This window comes from Delftia sp. WSY_12, from assembly GCF_043104645.1.
Taxonomy (GTDB): domain Bacteria; phylum Pseudomonadota; class Gammaproteobacteria; order Burkholderiales; family Burkholderiaceae_C; genus Comamonas; species Comamonas tsuruhatensis.
Window position 1 is genome coordinate 101,807 of record NZ_JBICKW010000009.1, and the last position, 16,323, is coordinate 118,129.

Consider the following 16,323-nt stretch of genomic DNA (forward strand, 5'->3'; position numbering starts at 1 on the left):
GAGTTCAGCGGGCGTGCTCAGTAGTAGTTGCCCATGAGCGAGATCACCTCGATCACCAGCAGCACGGCAAACATGCGCGCAAAGCCGCCCAGCGCCGCGCCGCCGAGCCGGTGGCGCCGCAGCGGCGCATACAGGCCCGAAGCCATGGGCATGATGGCCACGGTGAGGCTGAAGAACCAGGTCTTGAGCACGAAGACCAGGGTCACGGCCGGCGTGAAGATCTGGCCGAAGATGCGCGTGTAGCCGGGCAGGCCCGCCAGCGTGAAGCCATAGACGCTCAGGTAGACGGTGACCAGGGCCACCACGCAGCTGAGCACGGCCAGCGTGACCGAGGCAAACACGCCACCGGCGGCGCGCGGCACCAGGGCCATGCGCAGCGGATCGGAGCCGCGCTCCTGCCAGGCCTGGAGCTGGCCCCGCGCGCGCAGCTGCGCAATCAGCGTGCCGTTGGGAATGGTGCAGCGCATGGCCACGAACAGTGCGGCCGTCAGCGGGATCAGCTCGATCACCAGCACGCGCACCACCATCTCCAGCGCATAGCGCGACAGCCCATAGCTCAGCGCCGTGACGATGACGATGCGCGTGATCACCGCGCACAACAGCGCCGCCAGCGCCGTGAAACCCAGCAGGATGGGCCCGGTCTGCACATAGATCTGGTGCGCCATGGCACGCCGCGCGCCGCGCCGGTAGCTGGAAGGGGACATGGCCAGCACCAGCAACACGGCGCCCAGGTAGACGCTGCGCCACCAGGCCAGCGCATGGTCGCGCAGCGCCGCCCAGATGCGGTCGGGAAGGGACAGGGCTGCGTGGCTGAGGCTCATCGGTCGATGATAGCGAGCCGTACCGGGACGGTCCGTCGGACGCCGGCGCAAGACAGGCAGCCGCGGACGGCGCTACACATGGCGCTTGGCGCCGGTGCTGCCCAGGGCAGGCGCCAGCGGCTCGTCGGCCTGGGCGTGCAGGGCCTCGATCAGATGGCAGTAGCTGGCCGACCCGTCGCACTGGCTGCGCAGCTGCATCAGCTCATGCTCCAGCGCGCGCAGCTCGGCCAGGCGCTCGCGCACATGGCCCAGGTGCGCATCCAGGGTTTCGTTGGCGGCCACGCAGTCGGCCTTGCTGGCGCCGTCCAGCGCCAGCAGGGTGCGCACCTCGTCCAGCGACATGTCCATGGCGCGGCACAGGCGGATGAAGCGCAGCCGGTGCACATCGCTGTCGCTGTACAGCCGGTACTGGTTGTCCTCGCGCGCGCCTGCACTGAGCAGCCTTTCCTTCTCGTAGTAGCGGATGTTGGCGGCGGCCACGCCGGAACGCTTGGCCGCCTCGCCGATGCGCCAGCGCGCAGATTCATGCTGTGACATGCTTGACCTTGAAGTGACTTCACCGTTTCCAATGCTCGCATGAACTCCAATCGCCTGCCAAGCCCTCAGGGCAACGAGGCCCTGAAAGCCTTCCCAGCCCATTCCACGCCCGCCTCGACTTCGCCGTCTTCCGCCTGCGGCACCGATTGCTGCGCGCCCTTCACCATCACCCAGCCCACGCCGGCCCGCAAGAAGGCCCATGGCCACTCGCATGCGCACGGCGAGGGCCATGGCCACGATCACGACCACAATCACGACCACAATCACGACCACAATCACGACCACGGTCACGACGAGAGCGATCCCCATGCCGGCCATGACCACAGCGTGCTGCCCGGCTGGCCGCGCATCACGGCCGCGCTGATTGCAGCCGTGCTGGCCGAAGCCGCCCACTGGCTCAGCGGCTCCCAGGGCGGCGTGCCGGCCCTGCAATACGGCGGCATGGCCGTGGCCGTGCTGGCCATTGCCCTGTCGGGCCTGGGCGTCTACAAGGCCGGCATCCGCGACGTGCTGCGCCTGAAGCTGGGCATCCATGCGCTGATGGCCATTGCCGTCACGGGTGCCTTCGCCATCGGCCAGTGGCCCGAGGCCGCCATGGTCATGGCCCTGTACGCCGCGGCAGAGCGCATCGAGGACCAGGCCATGGACCGGGCGCGCAATGCCATCCGCAGCCTGCTGCAGATGGCGCCCGAGACGGCCGACGTGCTCCAGCCCGATGGCAGCGTGCAGCGCGTGGCCGCCGCCGACGTGGCGCTGGACGCCACCGTGCGCGTGGCCCCTGGCGCGCGCGTGCCGCTTGACGGCGTGGTCCTGCGCGGCCAAAGCTCGGTCAACCAGGCGCCCATCACCGGAGAAAGCGCCCTGGCCGACAAGGCCCCGGGCGACGAGCTCTACGCCGGCAGCATCAACCAGGATGGCGAGCTGCAGATGCGCGTCACCTCGGCGGCCAATGACAGCCTGATTGCGCGCATCGTCCATGCCGTGGAGCAGGCCCAGGCCTCCAAGGCACCCACCCAGCGCTTTGTCGACCGCTTTGCCGCCGTCTACACGCCCATCGTGCTGGTGCTGGCCATTGCGCTGGCGGTGCTGGCGCCGCTGGTCATGGACTGGAGCTGGCATGACGCGGCCTACCAGGCCCTGGCCCTGCTGGTCATCTCCTGCCCCTGCGCCCTCGTGCTGTCCACCCCCGTCACGGTGGTCAGCGCGCTGACGGCGGCTGCACGCCGCGGCCTGCTGATCAAGGGAGGCCAGGCGCTGGAATCGGCGCGCAAGCTGCGCGCCATTGCCCTGGACAAGACCGGCACGCTGACCACGGGCAGCCCGAAGCTGGTCGAATGGAAGTCCTGGAGCGAAGAGGATGCAGCCCGGGACACCGCCCCTGGCCCCGCCCTGCCCGCCGCGCGCGCCCTGGCCCTGGCCGGCCGCTCGGACCACCCGGTCTCGCGCGCCATTGCTTCCGGCCTCCAGGCTGATGCCGCCGTGGCCGCCGATGCCGCGCGGGCCTCGGTCAGCAAGCTGCTGGCCCTGCCCGGCCGTGGCGTGCAGGCCGAGATCGACGGCCAGCTCTGGACCCTGGCCAACCTGCGCTGGGTGCAGGAGCAAGGCTGGGACAGCGCCGCGCTGCGCGCCGGCTTGGCCATGCACGAAGCCCAGGGCCGCACCGTGACCCTGCTGGCCGATGCCGGGGGCGTGCGTGCCCTGTTCGCCGTGGCCGACCCGCTGCGGCCCCAGGCCCGCGAAGCCGTGGCGCGCCTGCAGGCCCTGGGCGTGCAGCCCGTGGTGCTCAGCGGCGACAACACGGCCACCGTGCGCTCCATCGCTGCCGAAGCCGGCATCCAGGATGCGCGCGGCGGCCTGCTGCCCCAGGACAAGCTCGACGCACTGGCCGAGCTGCAACGCACACGCGGCCCCACGGCCATGACGGGCGACGGCATCAACGACGCACCGGCCCTGGCCCAGGCCGACATCGGCTTTGCCATGGGCGGCATGCACAGCACGGGCATGGCCATGGAAACCGCCGACGTGGTGCTGATGAACGACGACCTGCGCCGCCTGCCCGAGGTGGTGGAACTGTCGCGCAGCGCCCACGCCGTGCTCTGGCAGAACATCGCCCTGTCGCTGGGCGTCAAGCTGGTGTTCTTCGCGCTGGCCCTGGCCGGCAACGCCAGCATGTGGCTGGCCGTGCTGGCGGACATGGGTGTGAGCCTGCTGGTGGTCGGCAACGGCCTGCGGCTGCGCCGCTGGGGCAGCGACCGGGAGACGGCATGACCGACGCCCAGCGCCGTGCCGCCTTCACCCACCTGCTGCACAGCTTCCGTTCAAGCCAGGACCAGGCGCCCGCACAGCGTTGGCTGCTGCTGGAGGCCAGCCATGTGCAGGCCCAGCAGCTGCTGGGCCTGCACTGGCGATCCCACTGCTGGATGCTGCGCCACGCGCTGCAGCTGCGCGACGGCAGGGAGGTCGCCGGCCAGCTGCTGCGCCTGGCCCTGGTGCCCGCAGGCCATCTGCTGGACCGGCTGCCGCGCGGCAACACCGGCCGCACCACGGTGCCGGCCACCCTGCCCATGGACATGCCACCCGCCATATCGGCGCTGATCGCCGAGGCACTGCGCACCACGCGCCGCCCGCCCGGGCAGAGGGCCCGCACCTGAGGAACTTCGCGGCACCGTCCGGTATCATCCATGCCTATGCGCCGCCCCTTGTCCATTGTCCTGGTCTTGCTGCTGGTCCTTCGTGGCCTGCTGGGCGACGCCATGGCCATGGGGGCTGCGCCGGTCATGTCGGCCCTGGCGCTGGCTGCCGCATCTGTTCCAGCGTTGGATCCGGCGTCGGCACTCCACCACCACGCGCCCGAAATCGCGCGGGAAATCACGCAATCGCCGGACAGCCCCGAGCAGCATCATGCGGCCCACGCCGCAGATCACGGCCCAGATCACGCATCACACGCCGAGCACAGTGCAGGCTGCGCTCCCCAGGCCAGCGGCCACCCGGGCGGCGGCTGCGGCGAGCATGAACACGGCCCCAGCTGCACCCTGTGCGGCATCTGCCATTCGGCCCTTTTCACCCCTGGCCAGATCGGCTCGGACGGCGCTGCGCCGTCCGCCGCACTGCGCCCCCAAGGCAGCACGCGCTTTGCCAGCGCGGCCAAGCTGCAGGCCATCAAGCCACCCATTTCCTGAAGCCTGACGCCCGAAGTGCGTCCGCGCCATCCCTGCCGCCCGTCCATGGGCAGCCCGTTCTCGGGCATGGCAGGGCGCTTGGCTGCGGATGCGTCACCCGTTACGCATTCAGGAGATCACCATGCGCCGTGCGCATTTTCTCGCCCCCCTCATCCCCCTCATCCATTTCGGGCTGGCAGCCCTTGCCGTCTCCAGCCCCGCTGCCTGGGCCCAAGCCCATGACGGCAGCCTCCCCCCGGCCTCTTCCTCCGCAGGCCTGACCGGCGCCATCGATCCGGCAGCCGCCAGCCTGCCCCTGCGCCATGCGGCCCTGCCGCCCAGCGGCGCCGTGGAAACCGAACTGACCGACTGGCGCCAGGCCAATGCCGCCGTGGCCGAGTTTCCCAACGGCCATGTGGACATCCTGCGCTGGGAGGCGGCCCAGGCCGGCCGATCCACGCCTGCGCCGTCCCCGCACGGCTCTCACATGCAGCACGGAGGCCGGCCATGAAGCGCACCGTCTTCGCCCCCACCCGGCTGGTCGGCGCCATGGCTGCCGTGCTGGCCCTGGCCGGCTGCGCCAGCATCTCGCCCGACGGCCTGCGCGGCGCGGTCCAGTCCCATACCGCCAGCCGCCTGCCGGACGGCGCCCAACTGCCACCAACCGATCTGCAGGCCCGCGACGCGGCGCAGCAGCGCATCGACGAGTGGCTGCGCCAGCCGCTGGACATGGACCAGTCCGTGCGCATCGCACTGCTCAACAATCCCGGCCTGCAGGCGCGCCTGGCGCAACTGGGCGTGCAGGATGCAGACCGCGTGCAGGCCCTGACACTGCCCAACCCCACGCTGACCCTGAGCCGCATGGTCAACAGCGACGAGCGCGAGATCGAGCGCCAGCTGAGCTTCGGCCTGGTCAGCCTGATCACCCTGCCCTGGCGCAGCCGCTGGCAGGGCATGCAGATGGAACAGGCCACGCTGACCGCAGCGCAGGACGTGCTGCGGCTGGCCGCCGACACGCGCCGCGCATGGCTGCGCGCCGTGGCCGCGCGCCAGCAGCTGGCGGCCAGCGAGCGCATGCACGAGGCGGCCGAGGCCGGGGCCGAGCTGGCGCGGCGCATGGCCCGCGTGGGCAACTTCAGCCGGCTGCAGCAGGCGCGCGAGCTCAGCATCCAGCAGGACACCGCAGCCCAGCTGGCGCGTGCGCGCCTGGCCGCCACGGCCGAGCATGAGCAACTGGCCCGTCTGATGGGCCTGTGGGGAGGGCGCATCGATTTCAAGCTGCCCGACCAGTTGCCCGCCATCCCGCAGGCCGCCACGCAGTTGCGCGCCGGGGACGATGCCGAGGCCACCGCGCTGCGCGAGCGCCTGGACCTGCGCGCCCTGCGCCGCGACCTGGACCATCTGGGCGAGCGCCGGGGCTGGGCGCGCGCCGGCGCCATCTTCGGCGACATCGGCCTGGGCTACAGCCGCAACACCGCCACGGACCGGGCCACCGGCCACAGCGATGTGACACGCGGCTGGGAGATCGACCTGCCCCTGCCGCTGTTCGACTGGGGCGGCGCCGCCAGCGGCCGCGCGCGCGCCGAGCTGCAGCGCAGCGCGGCCCAGCTGCAGCAAGGCGCCATCCAGGCTCGCGCCGAGGCGCGCAGCAGCTGGATGCGCTACCGCACGGCCTGGGACCTGGCCCACCAGCAGCAGGCCGAGGTGCTGCCGCTGCGCCGCTTCATCCAGGACGAAACCATGCTTCGCTACAACGGCATGTTCGTCAGCGTCTGGCAATTGCTGGCCGAGGCCCGCAGCAGCGCCCAGGCCGTGGCCACCGCCACCGATGCGCAGCGCGACTTCTGGCTGGCAGAGACCGACCTGCAGCTGGCACTGACCGGCACGTCGCCGGGAGCCATCCAGGCTGCCGCCAGCGCTGCCGCGCCCACCCCCACCAACGAAGCGAGCCACTGACATGAACCGCCGCAATTTCTTCACCGGCGCCGCCGTGGCCGCCGTCTCCAGTGCCGCCGTCAGCCGCGTGGCCCTGGCCGCCCTGCCCGAGGCAGCGACCCAGTCCTCGGCCGAGACCGCCGCCCCGCTGGCCCCGCCCAACGGCCGCCCCTACCGCCCCGTGGTCACGCTCAACGGCTGGACCACCCCCTGGCGCATGAACGCAGGCGTCAAGGAATTCCACCTGGTGGCCGAGCCCGTGGTGCGCGAGGTGGCGCCGGGCTTCTTCGTCAACATGTGGGGCTACAACGGCCAGAGCCCCGGCCCCACCATCGAGGTGGTGGAAGGCGACCAGGTCCGCATCTTCGTGACCAACCGCCTGCCCGAGCACACCACCGTGCACTGGCACGGCCAGCGCCTGCCCAACGGCATGGACGGCGTGGGCGGCCTGACCCAGCCGCACATCCCGCCCGGCAAGACCTTTGTCTACGAGTTCACGGCGCGCCGTCCCGGCACCTTCATGTACCACCCGCATGCCGACGAGATGGTGCAGATGGCCATGGGAATGATGGGCCTGTGGATCACGCACCCGAAGGCGGCGCACCCGCAGATCGCCGAGGTCCAGCGCGACTACGCCTTCCTGCTGTCGGCCTACGACGTGGAGCCCGGCTCCATGACGCCGCGCGTGGCCGAGATGACGGACTTCAACATCTGGACCTTCAACAGCCGGGTGTTCCCCGCCATCAGCCCCGTCGTCGCCCGGCGCGGCGACCGCGTGCGCCTGCGCGTGGGCAACCTGACCATGACCAACCACCCCATCCACGTGCATGGCCACGAATTCGAGGTCACGGGCACGGACGGCGGCCCCGTGCCCCGGTCCGCACGCTGGCCCGAGGTGACCACGGACGTGGCCGTGGGCCAGATGCGGCAGGTGGAGTTCATCGCCGACGAGCTGGGCGACTGGGCCCTGCACTGCCACAAGAGCCACCACACCATGGGCGCCATGGGCCACGACACGCCGACCATGATCGGCGTGGACCACCGGGGCCTGGTCGGCAAGATCCAGAAGATCGTGCCCGACTACATGGTCATGGGCGAGCGCGGCATGGGCGACATGGCCGCCATGGAGATGCCCCTGCCCGACAACACCTTCCCGATGATGACCGGCACGGGCCCCTTCGGCCCCCTCGAGATGGGCGGCATGTTCACCACCCTCAAGGTGCGCGAGCAGCTGGGCGCCAACGACTACGGCGACCCGGGCTGGTTCAACCACCCCAAGGGCCGCGTGGCCTATGAATGGAAGGGGCCGGCGGCCGAGGCCTCCGCACCGCGCCAGACCACGCCCGGCCAGTCCCCCGGCGCACCCAGCGTGCGCAAGCCCGGTGCGGGCCATGAGCACCACTGATGCCATCCAAGGAGCACCTCATGAACACCTTTGCCCTCCTCCTCGCCACGGCACTGCTCGCCGGCCCCGCTGCCGTCTTCGCCCATGGCAGCGAAACCCACGATGACGCTCCCAAGGCCGCCGCGGTCAAGGAGCAAAAGCCCTGGGGCATTGCCGGCGATGCCTCGGCCGCCCGGCGCACCATCACCCTGGACATGAGCGACAACATGCGCTTCACGCCAGAGCGCATCAGCGTCAAGCGCGGCGAGACGGTGCGCCTGCGCGTGGCCAACAAGGGCCAGGTCATGCACGAGATCGTGCTGGGCACGCCGGCCTCGCTGGACGAGCACGCGCAGATGATGCTCAAGTTCCCCACCATGGAGCACGGCGAGCCCTACATGGCCCATGTCTCGCCCGGCCAATCCGGCGACCTGGTCTGGAATTTCAACCGCGAAGGCAGCTTCGACTTTGCCTGCCTCATCCCCGGCCACTACCAGGCCGGCATGCGCGGAACCATCACCGTGACGCAATGAGCGCGCCACTTCTTCCCCCCTTCAGGAGCACCCGATGAAACATGAACGCATGGCATCCGCCCACCCGCGCCGCAGTGCGCTGCGCCGCATGGCCCTGGCCTGCACGGCATTCGCCGCCCCTTCGCTGTGGGCGACTGCACCCACGGCCCGCATCCCGGTCGAGGTCTGGAAGGACCCCAACTGCGGCTGCTGCCAGGACTGGGTGGTGCACATGGAGCACAACGGCTTTGCCGTCACCGTGCACGACACCGGCAACAGCGCCGTGCGCGCCAGGCTGGGCATTCCGGCGCGCCTGGGGTCCTGCCACACGGCCCTGGTCGAAGGCTATGCGCTCGAAGGCCATGTGCCTGCGGCCGACGTGCACAAGCTGCTCAGGCAAAAGCCCAAGGCGGTAGGCATTGCAGTGCCCGGCATGCCCGTGGGCAGCCCCGGCATGGACGGCCCCGAGTACGGCGGCCGCAAGGACCCCTACGAGGTGCTGCTCATCACCAAGAACCTCATGAACAGCGACGTTTCCACCCGCACCTTCACCAGCTACCGCTGACCCCCGGAGCACACCATGCACAACACAGTCCTCCTTGTTTCCCGTACGTCCCGTACGTCCCGTACCGCCCTTGCCGTGCGCCTGGCCCTTGCCGCCGCGCTGATCCCGGCCTGGGCCTGGGCCCAGGCCACGGCCCACGACCATGCGGCGCATGGCGCGCAATCTGCCGAAACCGCACCCGCCGCCGCCAGCCAGGACCTCAGCGAAGGCGAGGTCACGCGCTGGGATGCACGCACCAGCAAGGTCACGCTGCGCCACGGCGAACTCAAGAACCTGGGCATGCCGCCCATGACCATGGTCTTCCAGCTGCGCGTGGCAGCACCCGAGCCCGCCCTCAAGGCGGGCGACAAGGTGCGCTTTCGCGCCGAGCAGGACCAGGGCGCCTTCGTGGTCACGCAGCTGGAAGTGCTGCGCTGAAGACCGGGTGCAGGGCTGCCGTTTCGGCTAAGGTGAAGGCCTGTCCATCACAGAGCAGAGCAGCGCATGCCAAGCACCGACTCAGACCCCGGCTCCATCACCCGCGTACAGGGCATCGAGGTGGGCCACCACACCGATGCCCGCCGCCCCACGGGCTGCACCGTCGTGCTGGCGCGCGGCGGCGCCGTGGGCGGCTGCGATGTGCGTGGCGCCGCCCCCGGCACGCGCGAGACCGACCTGCTGCATCCCTCCAACCTGGTGCAGCAGGTGCATGCCGTCATGCTCTCGGGCGGCAGCGCATGGGGGCTGGACGCGGCCAGCGGCGCCATGCGCTGGCTCGATGAGCAGGGCATAGGACTGGATGTGGGCGTGGGCCGCGTGCCCATCGTGCCGGCCGCCGTGCTGTTCGACCTGGCGGTGGGCGACAGCCGCATCCGCCCGGGTGCCGATGCCGGCCATGCGGCCTGCCAGGCCGCCAGCGCCGCGCGGCCTGCCGAGGGCAATGTGGGCGCCGGCATGGGCGCCTGCGTGGGCAAGGTCTTCGGCATGGATCGCGCCATGAAGGGCGGCATCGGCACGGCCTCGCTCACCGTGCACGGCGTCACCGTGGGCGCGCTGATCGCCTGCAATGCCGTGGGCGATGTGGTCGATCCCCACAGCGGCGTGCTGCTGGCCGGCGCGCGCAGCCCCGATGGCCGCCAGCTGCACGACACCTGCCGTGCCTTGCTGCGCGGCGAAGAGCCCCGGCCGCTGCTGGCAGGCACCAACACCACCATCGGCGTGGTTGCCACCGATGCACGCATCACCAAGGCCCAGGCCCAGCGCCTGGCCGTGGTGGCCCATGACGGCCTGGCACGCGCCATACGACCCGTGCACACCATGAGCGATGGCGACACCCTGTTCGCCCTGGGCACGGGCCTGGCCGAGCACTCGCTGGGCATGCTGACCCTGTCCGCCATGGCCGCCGAGGCCGTGGCCCTGGCCACGGTGCGCGCCGTGCTGGCCGCGCAGTCGCTGACCACGGCCGAAGGGCTGGAGCTGCCCTGTGCCAGGGAGCTGGCCGCCTGCCGGCCCTGACCGGGTTCAGGCCTGCAGTGCCACCGCCCAGGCGTCGTAGCCGTAGACGCCATCGGCATTGCCACCGGCGCGCAGCCAGTTGTTGCCGCGCGAGCCGATCTGGATCTCGCTGGTGCGCTGCATGCGCATGGCCTGGTAGCGCGCCAGGGCAGCGGGCACCTGCTGCGATCCCTGGGCAGCGTCCAGGTTGCGCGCCAGCACCACGGCATCCTCGATGGCCATGCCCGCACCCTGGGCCATGAAGGGCATCATCGGGTGGCAGGCATCGCCCAGCAGCGTGACGCGGTCCTGCGACCAGGCCGGCAGGGGATCGCGCTCGTACAGCGCGGTCTTGAGCACCGTGTCGCAGGCGTCGAGCAGCGCACGCGCGTCGGGATGGAAATCGGCATAGAAGCCGCGCAACTCCTCGACGCTGCCCGGCGTGGTCCAGGATTCCTCATGCCACGACTCCTGGGCCGTGGTGGCAAAGATGAAGGTATCGCGCCCCTGGTTCAGCGGAAAGGTCACGATCTGGCTTTGCGGCGTGGCGCCCCACCATTTGGTGAAGGCCTGGATGTCGGGCACATGGCGCACGCGCTCGGTAGGCACCACCGCGCGGAAGGCCACCACGCCCGTGAAGCGCGGGCTTTCGGCGCCGAACAGGGCCGCACGCACCACGGAGTGGATGCCGTCCGCGCCAATGAGTGCGTCCAGCCCGGCCACTTCGCTGCCATCGGTGAAGGCGATGTCCACGCCTTGCCCCGTCTGCGTGATCTGGCTGGCGCGCTTGCCCAACTGCACTTGGTCCAGCGGAAAGGCATCGGCCAGGGCCGCCAGCAGGTCCGCGCGGTGGATGGTGAGCTGGGGCGCGCCGTATTTGCGCTCGGCCTCCTCACCCATGGTCAGGCGCGAGGTTTCCTCGCCCGTGTCCCAGTTGCGGCTGATGCGGTGCGTGGGCCGTGCAGCGCTGGCACGCACGGCGGCGGCGATGTCGGCGCCCAGGCCATCGAGGGCGCGCACGGCATTGGGCGTGAGGTTGATGTCCGCGCCCACGCGCAGGAACTGCCGGCTTTGCTCGAACACCAATACTTCATGCCCTGCCTGGTGCAGCGCATTGGCTGCCGCCAATCCGCCAATGCCTGCTCCGACGATGCCTATCCTCAAACGCGCCATGGTTCCTGTCTCCTGCTGGTGGGGTCTATTCGGTGGTGATGCGCCCCATGATCCGGGGCGCATCGATGCAGGACATTGTCTTTTTGACGCGCCTCAAGCCTCAACCTCCGCAACGCCCGAATTGGGCACGATTCGTCCCCATCGGCGCCGGCGCATGTCCGGCAGGCGCCTCAGTCCACGCGCCGCAGCTGCCCTTGCGCCAGCAGCTTGTCGCGCATGCGGCGCGTCATGGACTGGGTGCTGCCATCGGTGGCCGTGAACAGGAACAGCGTCTGCTGCGGGCTGACCCAGGTCAGCTGGGTGCGGATGCTCTGCCGGGCATTGGACAGCTCCACCCAGGTGCCCAGCGCCCAGTCCTCGGAGACCACGGGCGCCACGGGTGCCGCAGGTTCAGGTGCAGGTGCCACGGATGTCGCATGCGGCGTCACCTGGGGCCCGGCAGGCTCGCCGGGCATCCTGGTCGGCGACGCCGCAACGGCCGGGGGGGCAGGCAGCTCGTCCTGCAGCGCCTCGGGCAGTTCCAGGTCCTGCTCGGTCAGGGTGGCCATCTCGTGCGCCATATCGCTCGCCATGGGCTGCGGCACATCCAGCGGCACCGGCATGGAGGCCGCCACGCCGAACAACGACTGTGGCAGGCGCGCTGCCGAGGATCCGGGCCTTGCCTGGACGGGCCTGGCCTGGCCGGGCCCGGCAGCATCGAACCGGGAAGGCAGGGACGCCAGCACCGAGTCCGACCCATAGACGGTGGGCGGCACGGAGTCCAGATAAATATCCACGCTCTCTATGGGCTGGCGGACCACACCGGCATCCAGCGCATCCTGGTGCAGGCCGGCCAGGCGCGCGGCAAAGGCCTGGATTTCCTCCTCCGTGCGCCCCACGCTGCGCAGGCCGGCGCGCAGCCGGGCCTGCAGGCGCGGCGCCAGCGCCACCAGCCGGTCGGTATCGCGGCCGGCGTGTGCGGACACGCTCCACAGCAGGCTGGGCACCAGGGCGAGGTAGCCGCCGGGGTCGCGGGCCTCGCTGCCGTCCACAGGCTCCTGGACGCTGGCAATCACCTGGGCCCACGGCCCCGTGGCGAATTCCAGGATGTCATCGGGTACGCCCTGGGCACTGGGCAGGCGCCGGATGGCGGCTGCGATCTGCTCGGCCCGGGGCATGGCGGTTTCCGGCCAGCGCGGGTCCGCACGCCGCCCTTCCACGCGCCGGAGCGCGGCCGAGACGGGGCCGGTCACCGTGCCATCTTCAGGCGCTTCGCTCGGGCCCACGGGCTGCATGCCGCTGCCGCCCCAACCGTCACGCAGCTGCTGCAGTACCGTGGCAAAGGCCGATGCATCGGCGCGCTGCAGGGCCGCCAGCCGCATGGCAGCGGAATCGGCCACCTGCAGGAACTGGCCATAGCCCGGTGCGGATTCACTGTCGAACCACAGGCTGCGCGCCGTCAGCTCGTCGAGCAGCTGGCGCGCAGGGTGATTGCGGTCCTCGAAAAAGCGCGTGTCCTGGACCACCAGCTGCTGCAGCAGCGGCTCCAGCCGGCCCACCGTGCGCTGCACGGAAGGCAGCAGGCGCGTGTCGGCGGCCATGAAGCGCATCATGCGCTGCAGCGTATGCAGCGCCGCGCCGTCGTCGGCGCGCGCGCCCGGGGGAGGCTCCTGCGGCTCCTGCGGCTGCAGGGCCTGCATCAGCTGCTCCAGCTGGGCCGAGTGGTGCTGCACGGACTCCAGCGCCATGCAGCTCAGCGAGGTCCAGCCTTCGGGCAGCGCCGCCAGCACGGTGGGTGCCGTCTCGCTGCCCTGCCAGGCGGTGGTCTGCAGCCGGCTTGCGCCGTCCATGGCCGGCGCAAACTGCCCGGGCACGGAATAGGCGGATGGTTGGGCCAGCGCCAGCATGGAAGAAGGCGCCGCAGCGGGCGCCTCGCGGTGTGAATCCATCCAGCGGGGGTCGGACAGCAGGGCGGCCACCAGGCGCCGCGTCAACTCATCTTCCTGCGCCTGCTGGCCGAAGGCGCCGTAGGCGCGGCTCTGTGCCACGGCATCGCCATAGTGTGAAGGCGCACGCCAGCGGTTCGGCCCCGGCATGTCGGTCTGGCGCCGGCCCGGCTCGGGCGGCGGTGCCACGCCATAGGCGGCAGGCTGCACGCCCTGGTCGCGCAGGGACTGGGCCACATGGCCGTACTCGGATACCAGCAATGCGCCCAGATGCTCGCGCATGAAGCCCAGCCAGCAGGCGGCGCATTCGGGCTCGACCCCCGTGTCGTCGATCACGCGCTGCAGCGCCTGCACATAGTTGTGGGGCCTGAGCGGGTTGCGTTCGGGCTGGACACGGTCCAGGCCCTGGATGGCGCTGACCAGGGCATCGAGCTCGGCCAGTGCGATCTCCACCTGCGGCGCCACATGCTGCAGCAGGCGCTGGTGGGCCAGCTGCGACTGCAGCACGGAGTCATCCAGGAGGGAGAGGGAGGCGAAATCGGTGGTGCCGGGCACACCGGACGCACCGGAGATGCCCGGCACCGGCGGCCAGGCGGCAGCGCCACCGGATTGGCCAAAGCATTCCAGCAGCGCCAGCCCATAGCCCTTGAGCATGGCGGCCCGGTGGCGGGCCAGCAATTCCAGCGCCTCGGGGATTTCAGCGCGGCGCGGCAGGCCGGAGCCAGGCAGCTCGGCCTGCTCCATGGCATGAGCCGTGCGCTGCAGCAGCCGCAGGATCAGCGCCTCCGAGCCGCGGACAGCCTGCACCAGGCAGGCCTGCAACGCGGCAACAGAAACGGGTGGAGGATTCATGGCCCGAAGAATACAGGCTCCAGCCCGTGCCGGAGGCGCTTTGAGGCTTGCCTTTGATGCTTACTTCAGTGCCTTGTAGCGCATGCGCTTGGGCTTGGCGCCTTCTTCGCCCAGACGCTTTTTCTTATCGGCTTCGTACTCCTGGTAGTTGCCGTCGAAATACACCCACTGCGAATCGCCTTCGGCGGCCAGGATGTGCGTGGCGATGCGGTCGAGGAACCAGCGATCGTGGGAGATCACCAGCACCGTGCCCGCGTACTCCAGCAGCGCATCTTCCAGCGCGCGCAGGGTTTCCACGTCCAGGTCGTTGGAGGGTTCGTCCAGCAGCAGCACGTTGCCGCCCTGGATCAGCGTCTTGGCCAGGTGCAGGCGGCCGCGCTCGCCGCCGGAGAGGTTGCCGACCTTCTTTTGCTGGTCCTGTCCGTTGAAGTTGAAGCGGCCTGCGTAGGCGCGCGAGGCCATCTGGAACTTGCCGACGTTGATGATGTCCAGCCCGCCCGAGATGTCTTCCCACACCGTCTTGTCGTTGGCCAGCGCGTCACGCGTCTGCTCCACATAGGCCATCTTGACCGTCTGGCCCACGATGACTTCGCCGGAATCGGCCTGCTCGCGCCCCGCGATCAGCTTGAACAGCGTGGACTTGCCGGCGCCGTTGGGGCCGATGATGCCGACGATGGCGCCAGCGGGGATGTTCATGGTCAGGTTGTCGATGAGCACGCGGTCGCCAAAGCTCTTGGTGACGTTGTTGAACTCGATGACCTGGGTGCCCAGGCGCTCGGCCACAGGAATGAAGATTTCCTGGGTTTCATTGCGCTTTTGGTATTCGAAATCGCTCAGTTCCTCGAAGCGCGCGATACGGGCCTTGGACTTGGCCTGGCGGCCCTTGGCGTTCTGGCGAACCCACTCCAGTTCCTTCTTCAGGGCCTTGGCACGGGCTTCCTCGCCCTTTTGCTCGGACTCCAGGCGGTTTTGCTTCTGGATCAGCCACTCGGAGTAGTTGCCCTTGTAGGGAATGCCGTGGCCACGGTCCAGTTCCAGGATCCACTCGGCAGCGTTGTCCAGGAAGTAGCGATCGTGGGTGATGGCCACCACGGTGCCGGTGAAGCGGTGCAGGAACTGCTCCAGCCATTCCACGGACTCGGCGTCCAAGTGGTTGGTGGGCTCGTCCAGCAGCAGCATGTCGGGCTTGGACAGCAGCAGCTTGCACAGCGCCACGCGGCGCTTCTCGCCGCCGGACAGCTTGCCGATCACGGCGTCCCAGGCCGGCAGGCGCAGGGCGTCGGCGGCGATCTCCAGCTGGTGCTCGGAGTCGGTGCCGGCAGCGGCGATCTTGGCTTCCAGCTCGCCTTGCTCGGCAGCCAGCGCGTCGAAGTCGGCGTCGGGCTCGGCGTAGGCGGCGTAGATTTCATCGAGGCGCGCGCGGGCCGCGTTGACTTCGGCCATGGCCTCTTCCACGGCCTGGCGCACCGTGTGCTCTGGATTGAGCTGAGGCTCCTGCGGCAGATAGCCGATGGACAGGCCCTGCATGGGCAGCGCCTCGCCTTCGAATTCCTTGTCCACCCCGGCCATGATCTTGAGCAGCGAGGACTTGCCAGAGCCGTTCAGACCCAGCACGCCGATCTTGGCGCCCGGGAAAAAGCTGAGAGAGATATCCTTCAAGATCTGCCGCTTGGGCGGCACGGTCTTGGTGAGGTGGTTCATCGAAAAAACGTATTGAGCCATTCTGGTCCGAGTACTTGAATCGTTGATTTCTGCAAAAACCGGGCAACAAATCGGTTGCACGCCAGCCGTGATTATCGGCGCATGCGACAATACCCTGCGTTGCGGGTTCCAGTTGCCCGTGACATCAGCATTCCAGCTGGGGACGATGGACGCTGTTTTCCAGGCTCCCGACATTGAACCTCATCCGCCTACGACTGGTCCGGCAACCGCCCTGGTTGCCTCGGCAGGCTGATACCCAGCGCCCCGGACGGGCGCATCTTTGATCA

General features: G+C 69.8%; 15 protein-coding genes. 10 read left to right on the plus strand and 5 right to left on the minus strand.

The genetic code is table 11. From position 1 onward, the window contains the following. Positions 1 to 17: 17 nt before the first annotated feature. Together ACF8LI_RS04660 and ACF8LI_RS04665 are read right to left on the minus strand one after the other, a co-directional pair. Positions 18 to 821, minus strand: coding sequence for an ABC transporter permease (locus tag ACF8LI_RS04660; RefSeq protein ID WP_012204765.1), 804 nt, complete (start codon positions 819 to 821; stop codon positions 18 to 20). A 72-nt stretch (positions 822 to 893) separates the two neighbouring features. Continuing rightward, complete coding sequence (locus ACF8LI_RS04665) at positions 894 to 1,358, minus strand: Cd(II)/Pb(II)-responsive transcriptional regulator (RefSeq protein WP_017404568.1); 465 nt, start codon at positions 1,356 to 1,358, stop codon at positions 894 to 896. A gap of 39 nt (positions 1,359 to 1,397) precedes the next feature. Here ACF8LI_RS04665 and ACF8LI_RS04670 point away from each other — a divergent pair, with 39 nt between their 5' ends. The 10 genes from ACF8LI_RS04670 to ACF8LI_RS04715 all read left to right on the plus strand — a co-directional run bounded on the left by ACF8LI_RS04670 (position 1,398) and on the right by ACF8LI_RS04715 (position 10,406). Next, complete coding sequence (locus tag ACF8LI_RS04670; protein ID WP_392412203.1) at positions 1,398 to 3,626, plus strand: heavy metal translocating P-type ATPase; 2,229 nt, start codon at positions 1,398 to 1,400, stop codon at positions 3,624 to 3,626. Then, positions 3,623 to 4,009 carry a DUF3703 domain-containing protein gene (locus ACF8LI_RS04675; protein ID WP_392412204.1) on the plus strand — a complete coding sequence of 129 codons (387 nt, stop codon included), beginning with the start codon at positions 3,623 to 3,625 and terminating at the stop codon, positions 4,007 to 4,009. The genes ACF8LI_RS04670 and ACF8LI_RS04675 overlap by 4 nt, the downstream gene beginning before the upstream one ends. Before the next feature lie 48 nt (positions 4,010 to 4,057). Beyond that, the gene (locus tag ACF8LI_RS04680; protein ID WP_312839930.1) at positions 4,058 to 4,537 is read left to right on the plus strand and encodes a hypothetical protein; all 480 of its coding nucleotides are present in this window, start codon (positions 4,058 to 4,060) and stop codon (positions 4,535 to 4,537) included. 121 nt (positions 4,538 to 4,658) lie between these two features. After that, complete coding sequence (locus ACF8LI_RS04685) at positions 4,659 to 5,027, plus strand: hypothetical protein (protein ID WP_338496892.1); 369 nt, start codon at positions 4,659 to 4,661, stop codon at positions 5,025 to 5,027. Next, a complete protein-coding gene (locus tag ACF8LI_RS04690; RefSeq protein ID WP_392412207.1) occupies positions 5,024 to 6,472 on the plus strand; it encodes a TolC family protein in 1,449 nt (482 codons plus the stop codon). Before ACF8LI_RS04685 ends, ACF8LI_RS04690 begins: the two co-directional genes overlap by 4 nt. Before the next feature lies 1 nt (position 6,473). After that, positions 6,474 to 7,856 (plus strand): multicopper oxidase family protein, encoded by a 1,383-nt coding sequence (locus tag ACF8LI_RS04695; RefSeq protein ID WP_016452435.1) that lies wholly within the window; start codon positions 6,474 to 6,476, stop codon positions 7,854 to 7,856. Between the two features lie 20 nt (positions 7,857 to 7,876). Then, a complete protein-coding gene (locus ACF8LI_RS04700; RefSeq protein WP_133074156.1) occupies positions 7,877 to 8,368 on the plus strand; it encodes a plastocyanin/azurin family copper-binding protein in 492 nt (163 codons plus the stop codon). Positions 8,369 to 8,402: 34 nt separating this feature from the next. Further along, positions 8,403 to 8,912, plus strand: a complete 510-nt coding sequence (locus ACF8LI_RS04705) for a DUF411 domain-containing protein (protein ID WP_310038632.1) — start codon at positions 8,403 to 8,405, stop codon at positions 8,910 to 8,912. Between the two features lie 15 nt (positions 8,913 to 8,927). Next, positions 8,928 to 9,329 carry a copper-binding protein gene (locus ACF8LI_RS04710; protein WP_392412209.1) on the plus strand — a complete coding sequence of 134 codons (402 nt, stop codon included), beginning with the start codon at positions 8,928 to 8,930 and terminating at the stop codon, positions 9,327 to 9,329. Between the two features lie 66 nt (positions 9,330 to 9,395). Further along, positions 9,396 to 10,406, plus strand: a complete 1,011-nt coding sequence (locus ACF8LI_RS04715; RefSeq protein ID WP_016449921.1) for a P1 family peptidase — start codon at positions 9,396 to 9,398, stop codon at positions 10,404 to 10,406. 6 nt (positions 10,407 to 10,412) lie between these two features. Here ACF8LI_RS04715 and ACF8LI_RS04720 read toward each other — a convergent pair whose 3' ends face one another. The 3 genes from ACF8LI_RS04720 to ettA all read right to left on the minus strand — a co-directional run bounded on the left by ACF8LI_RS04720 (position 10,413) and on the right by ettA (position 16,057). Continuing rightward, positions 10,413 to 11,558 carry an FAD-dependent monooxygenase gene (locus ACF8LI_RS04720; RefSeq protein WP_047327176.1) on the minus strand — a complete coding sequence of 382 codons (1,146 nt, stop codon included), beginning with the start codon at positions 11,556 to 11,558 and terminating at the stop codon, positions 10,413 to 10,415. Positions 11,559 to 11,728: 170 nt separating this feature from the next. Beyond that, on the minus strand, positions 11,729 to 14,335 hold the full coding sequence (locus tag ACF8LI_RS04725) for a DUF1631 family protein (RefSeq protein WP_392412218.1): 2,607 nt from the start codon (positions 14,333 to 14,335) through the stop codon (positions 11,729 to 11,731). A gap of 60 nt (positions 14,336 to 14,395) precedes the next feature. Continuing rightward, the gene (gene ettA, locus ACF8LI_RS04730) at positions 14,396 to 16,057 is read right to left on the minus strand and encodes an energy-dependent translational throttle protein EttA (protein WP_016449924.1); all 1,662 of its coding nucleotides are present in this window, start codon (positions 16,055 to 16,057) and stop codon (positions 14,396 to 14,398) included. Positions 16,058 to 16,323 lie beyond the last annotated feature (266 nt).

What these genes read in the sequence shown, in the direction of transcription:
- ACF8LI_RS04660 (WP_012204765.1), bottom strand. Translation starts at nt 821, where the DNA reads ATGAGCCTCAGCCACGCAGCCCTGTCCCTTCCCGACCGCATCTGGGCG.
- ACF8LI_RS04665 (WP_017404568.1), bottom strand. Translation starts at nt 1,358, where the DNA reads ATGTCACAGCATGAATCTGCGCGCTGGCGCATCGGCGAGGCGGCCAAG.
- ACF8LI_RS04670 (WP_392412203.1), top strand. Translation starts at nt 1,398, where the DNA reads ATGAACTCCAATCGCCTGCCAAGCCCTCAGGGCAACGAGGCCCTGAAA.
- ACF8LI_RS04675 (WP_392412204.1), top strand. Translation starts at nt 3,623, where the DNA reads ATGACCGACGCCCAGCGCCGTGCCGCCTTCACCCACCTGCTGCACAGC.
- ACF8LI_RS04685 (WP_338496892.1), top strand. Translation starts at nt 4,659, where the DNA reads ATGCGCCGTGCGCATTTTCTCGCCCCCCTCATCCCCCTCATCCATTTC.
- ACF8LI_RS04690 (WP_392412207.1), top strand. Translation starts at nt 5,024, where the DNA reads ATGAAGCGCACCGTCTTCGCCCCCACCCGGCTGGTCGGCGCCATGGCT.
- ACF8LI_RS04695 (WP_016452435.1), top strand. Translation starts at nt 6,474, where the DNA reads ATGAACCGCCGCAATTTCTTCACCGGCGCCGCCGTGGCCGCCGTCTCC.
- ACF8LI_RS04700 (WP_133074156.1), top strand. Translation starts at nt 7,877, where the DNA reads ATGAACACCTTTGCCCTCCTCCTCGCCACGGCACTGCTCGCCGGCCCC.
- ACF8LI_RS04705 (WP_310038632.1), top strand. Translation starts at nt 8,403, where the DNA reads ATGAAACATGAACGCATGGCATCCGCCCACCCGCGCCGCAGTGCGCTG.
- ACF8LI_RS04710 (WP_392412209.1), top strand. Translation starts at nt 8,928, where the DNA reads ATGCACAACACAGTCCTCCTTGTTTCCCGTACGTCCCGTACGTCCCGT.
- ACF8LI_RS04715 (WP_016449921.1), top strand. Translation starts at nt 9,396, where the DNA reads ATGCCAAGCACCGACTCAGACCCCGGCTCCATCACCCGCGTACAGGGC.
- ACF8LI_RS04720 (WP_047327176.1), bottom strand. Translation starts at nt 11,558, where the DNA reads ATGGCGCGTTTGAGGATAGGCATCGTCGGAGCAGGCATTGGCGGATTG.
- ACF8LI_RS04725 (WP_392412218.1), bottom strand. Translation starts at nt 14,335, where the DNA reads ATGAATCCTCCACCCGTTTCTGTTGCCGCGTTGCAGGCCTGCCTGGTG.
- ettA (WP_016449924.1), bottom strand. Translation starts at nt 16,057, where the DNA reads ATGGCTCAATACGTTTTTTCGATGAACCACCTCACCAAGACCGTGCCG.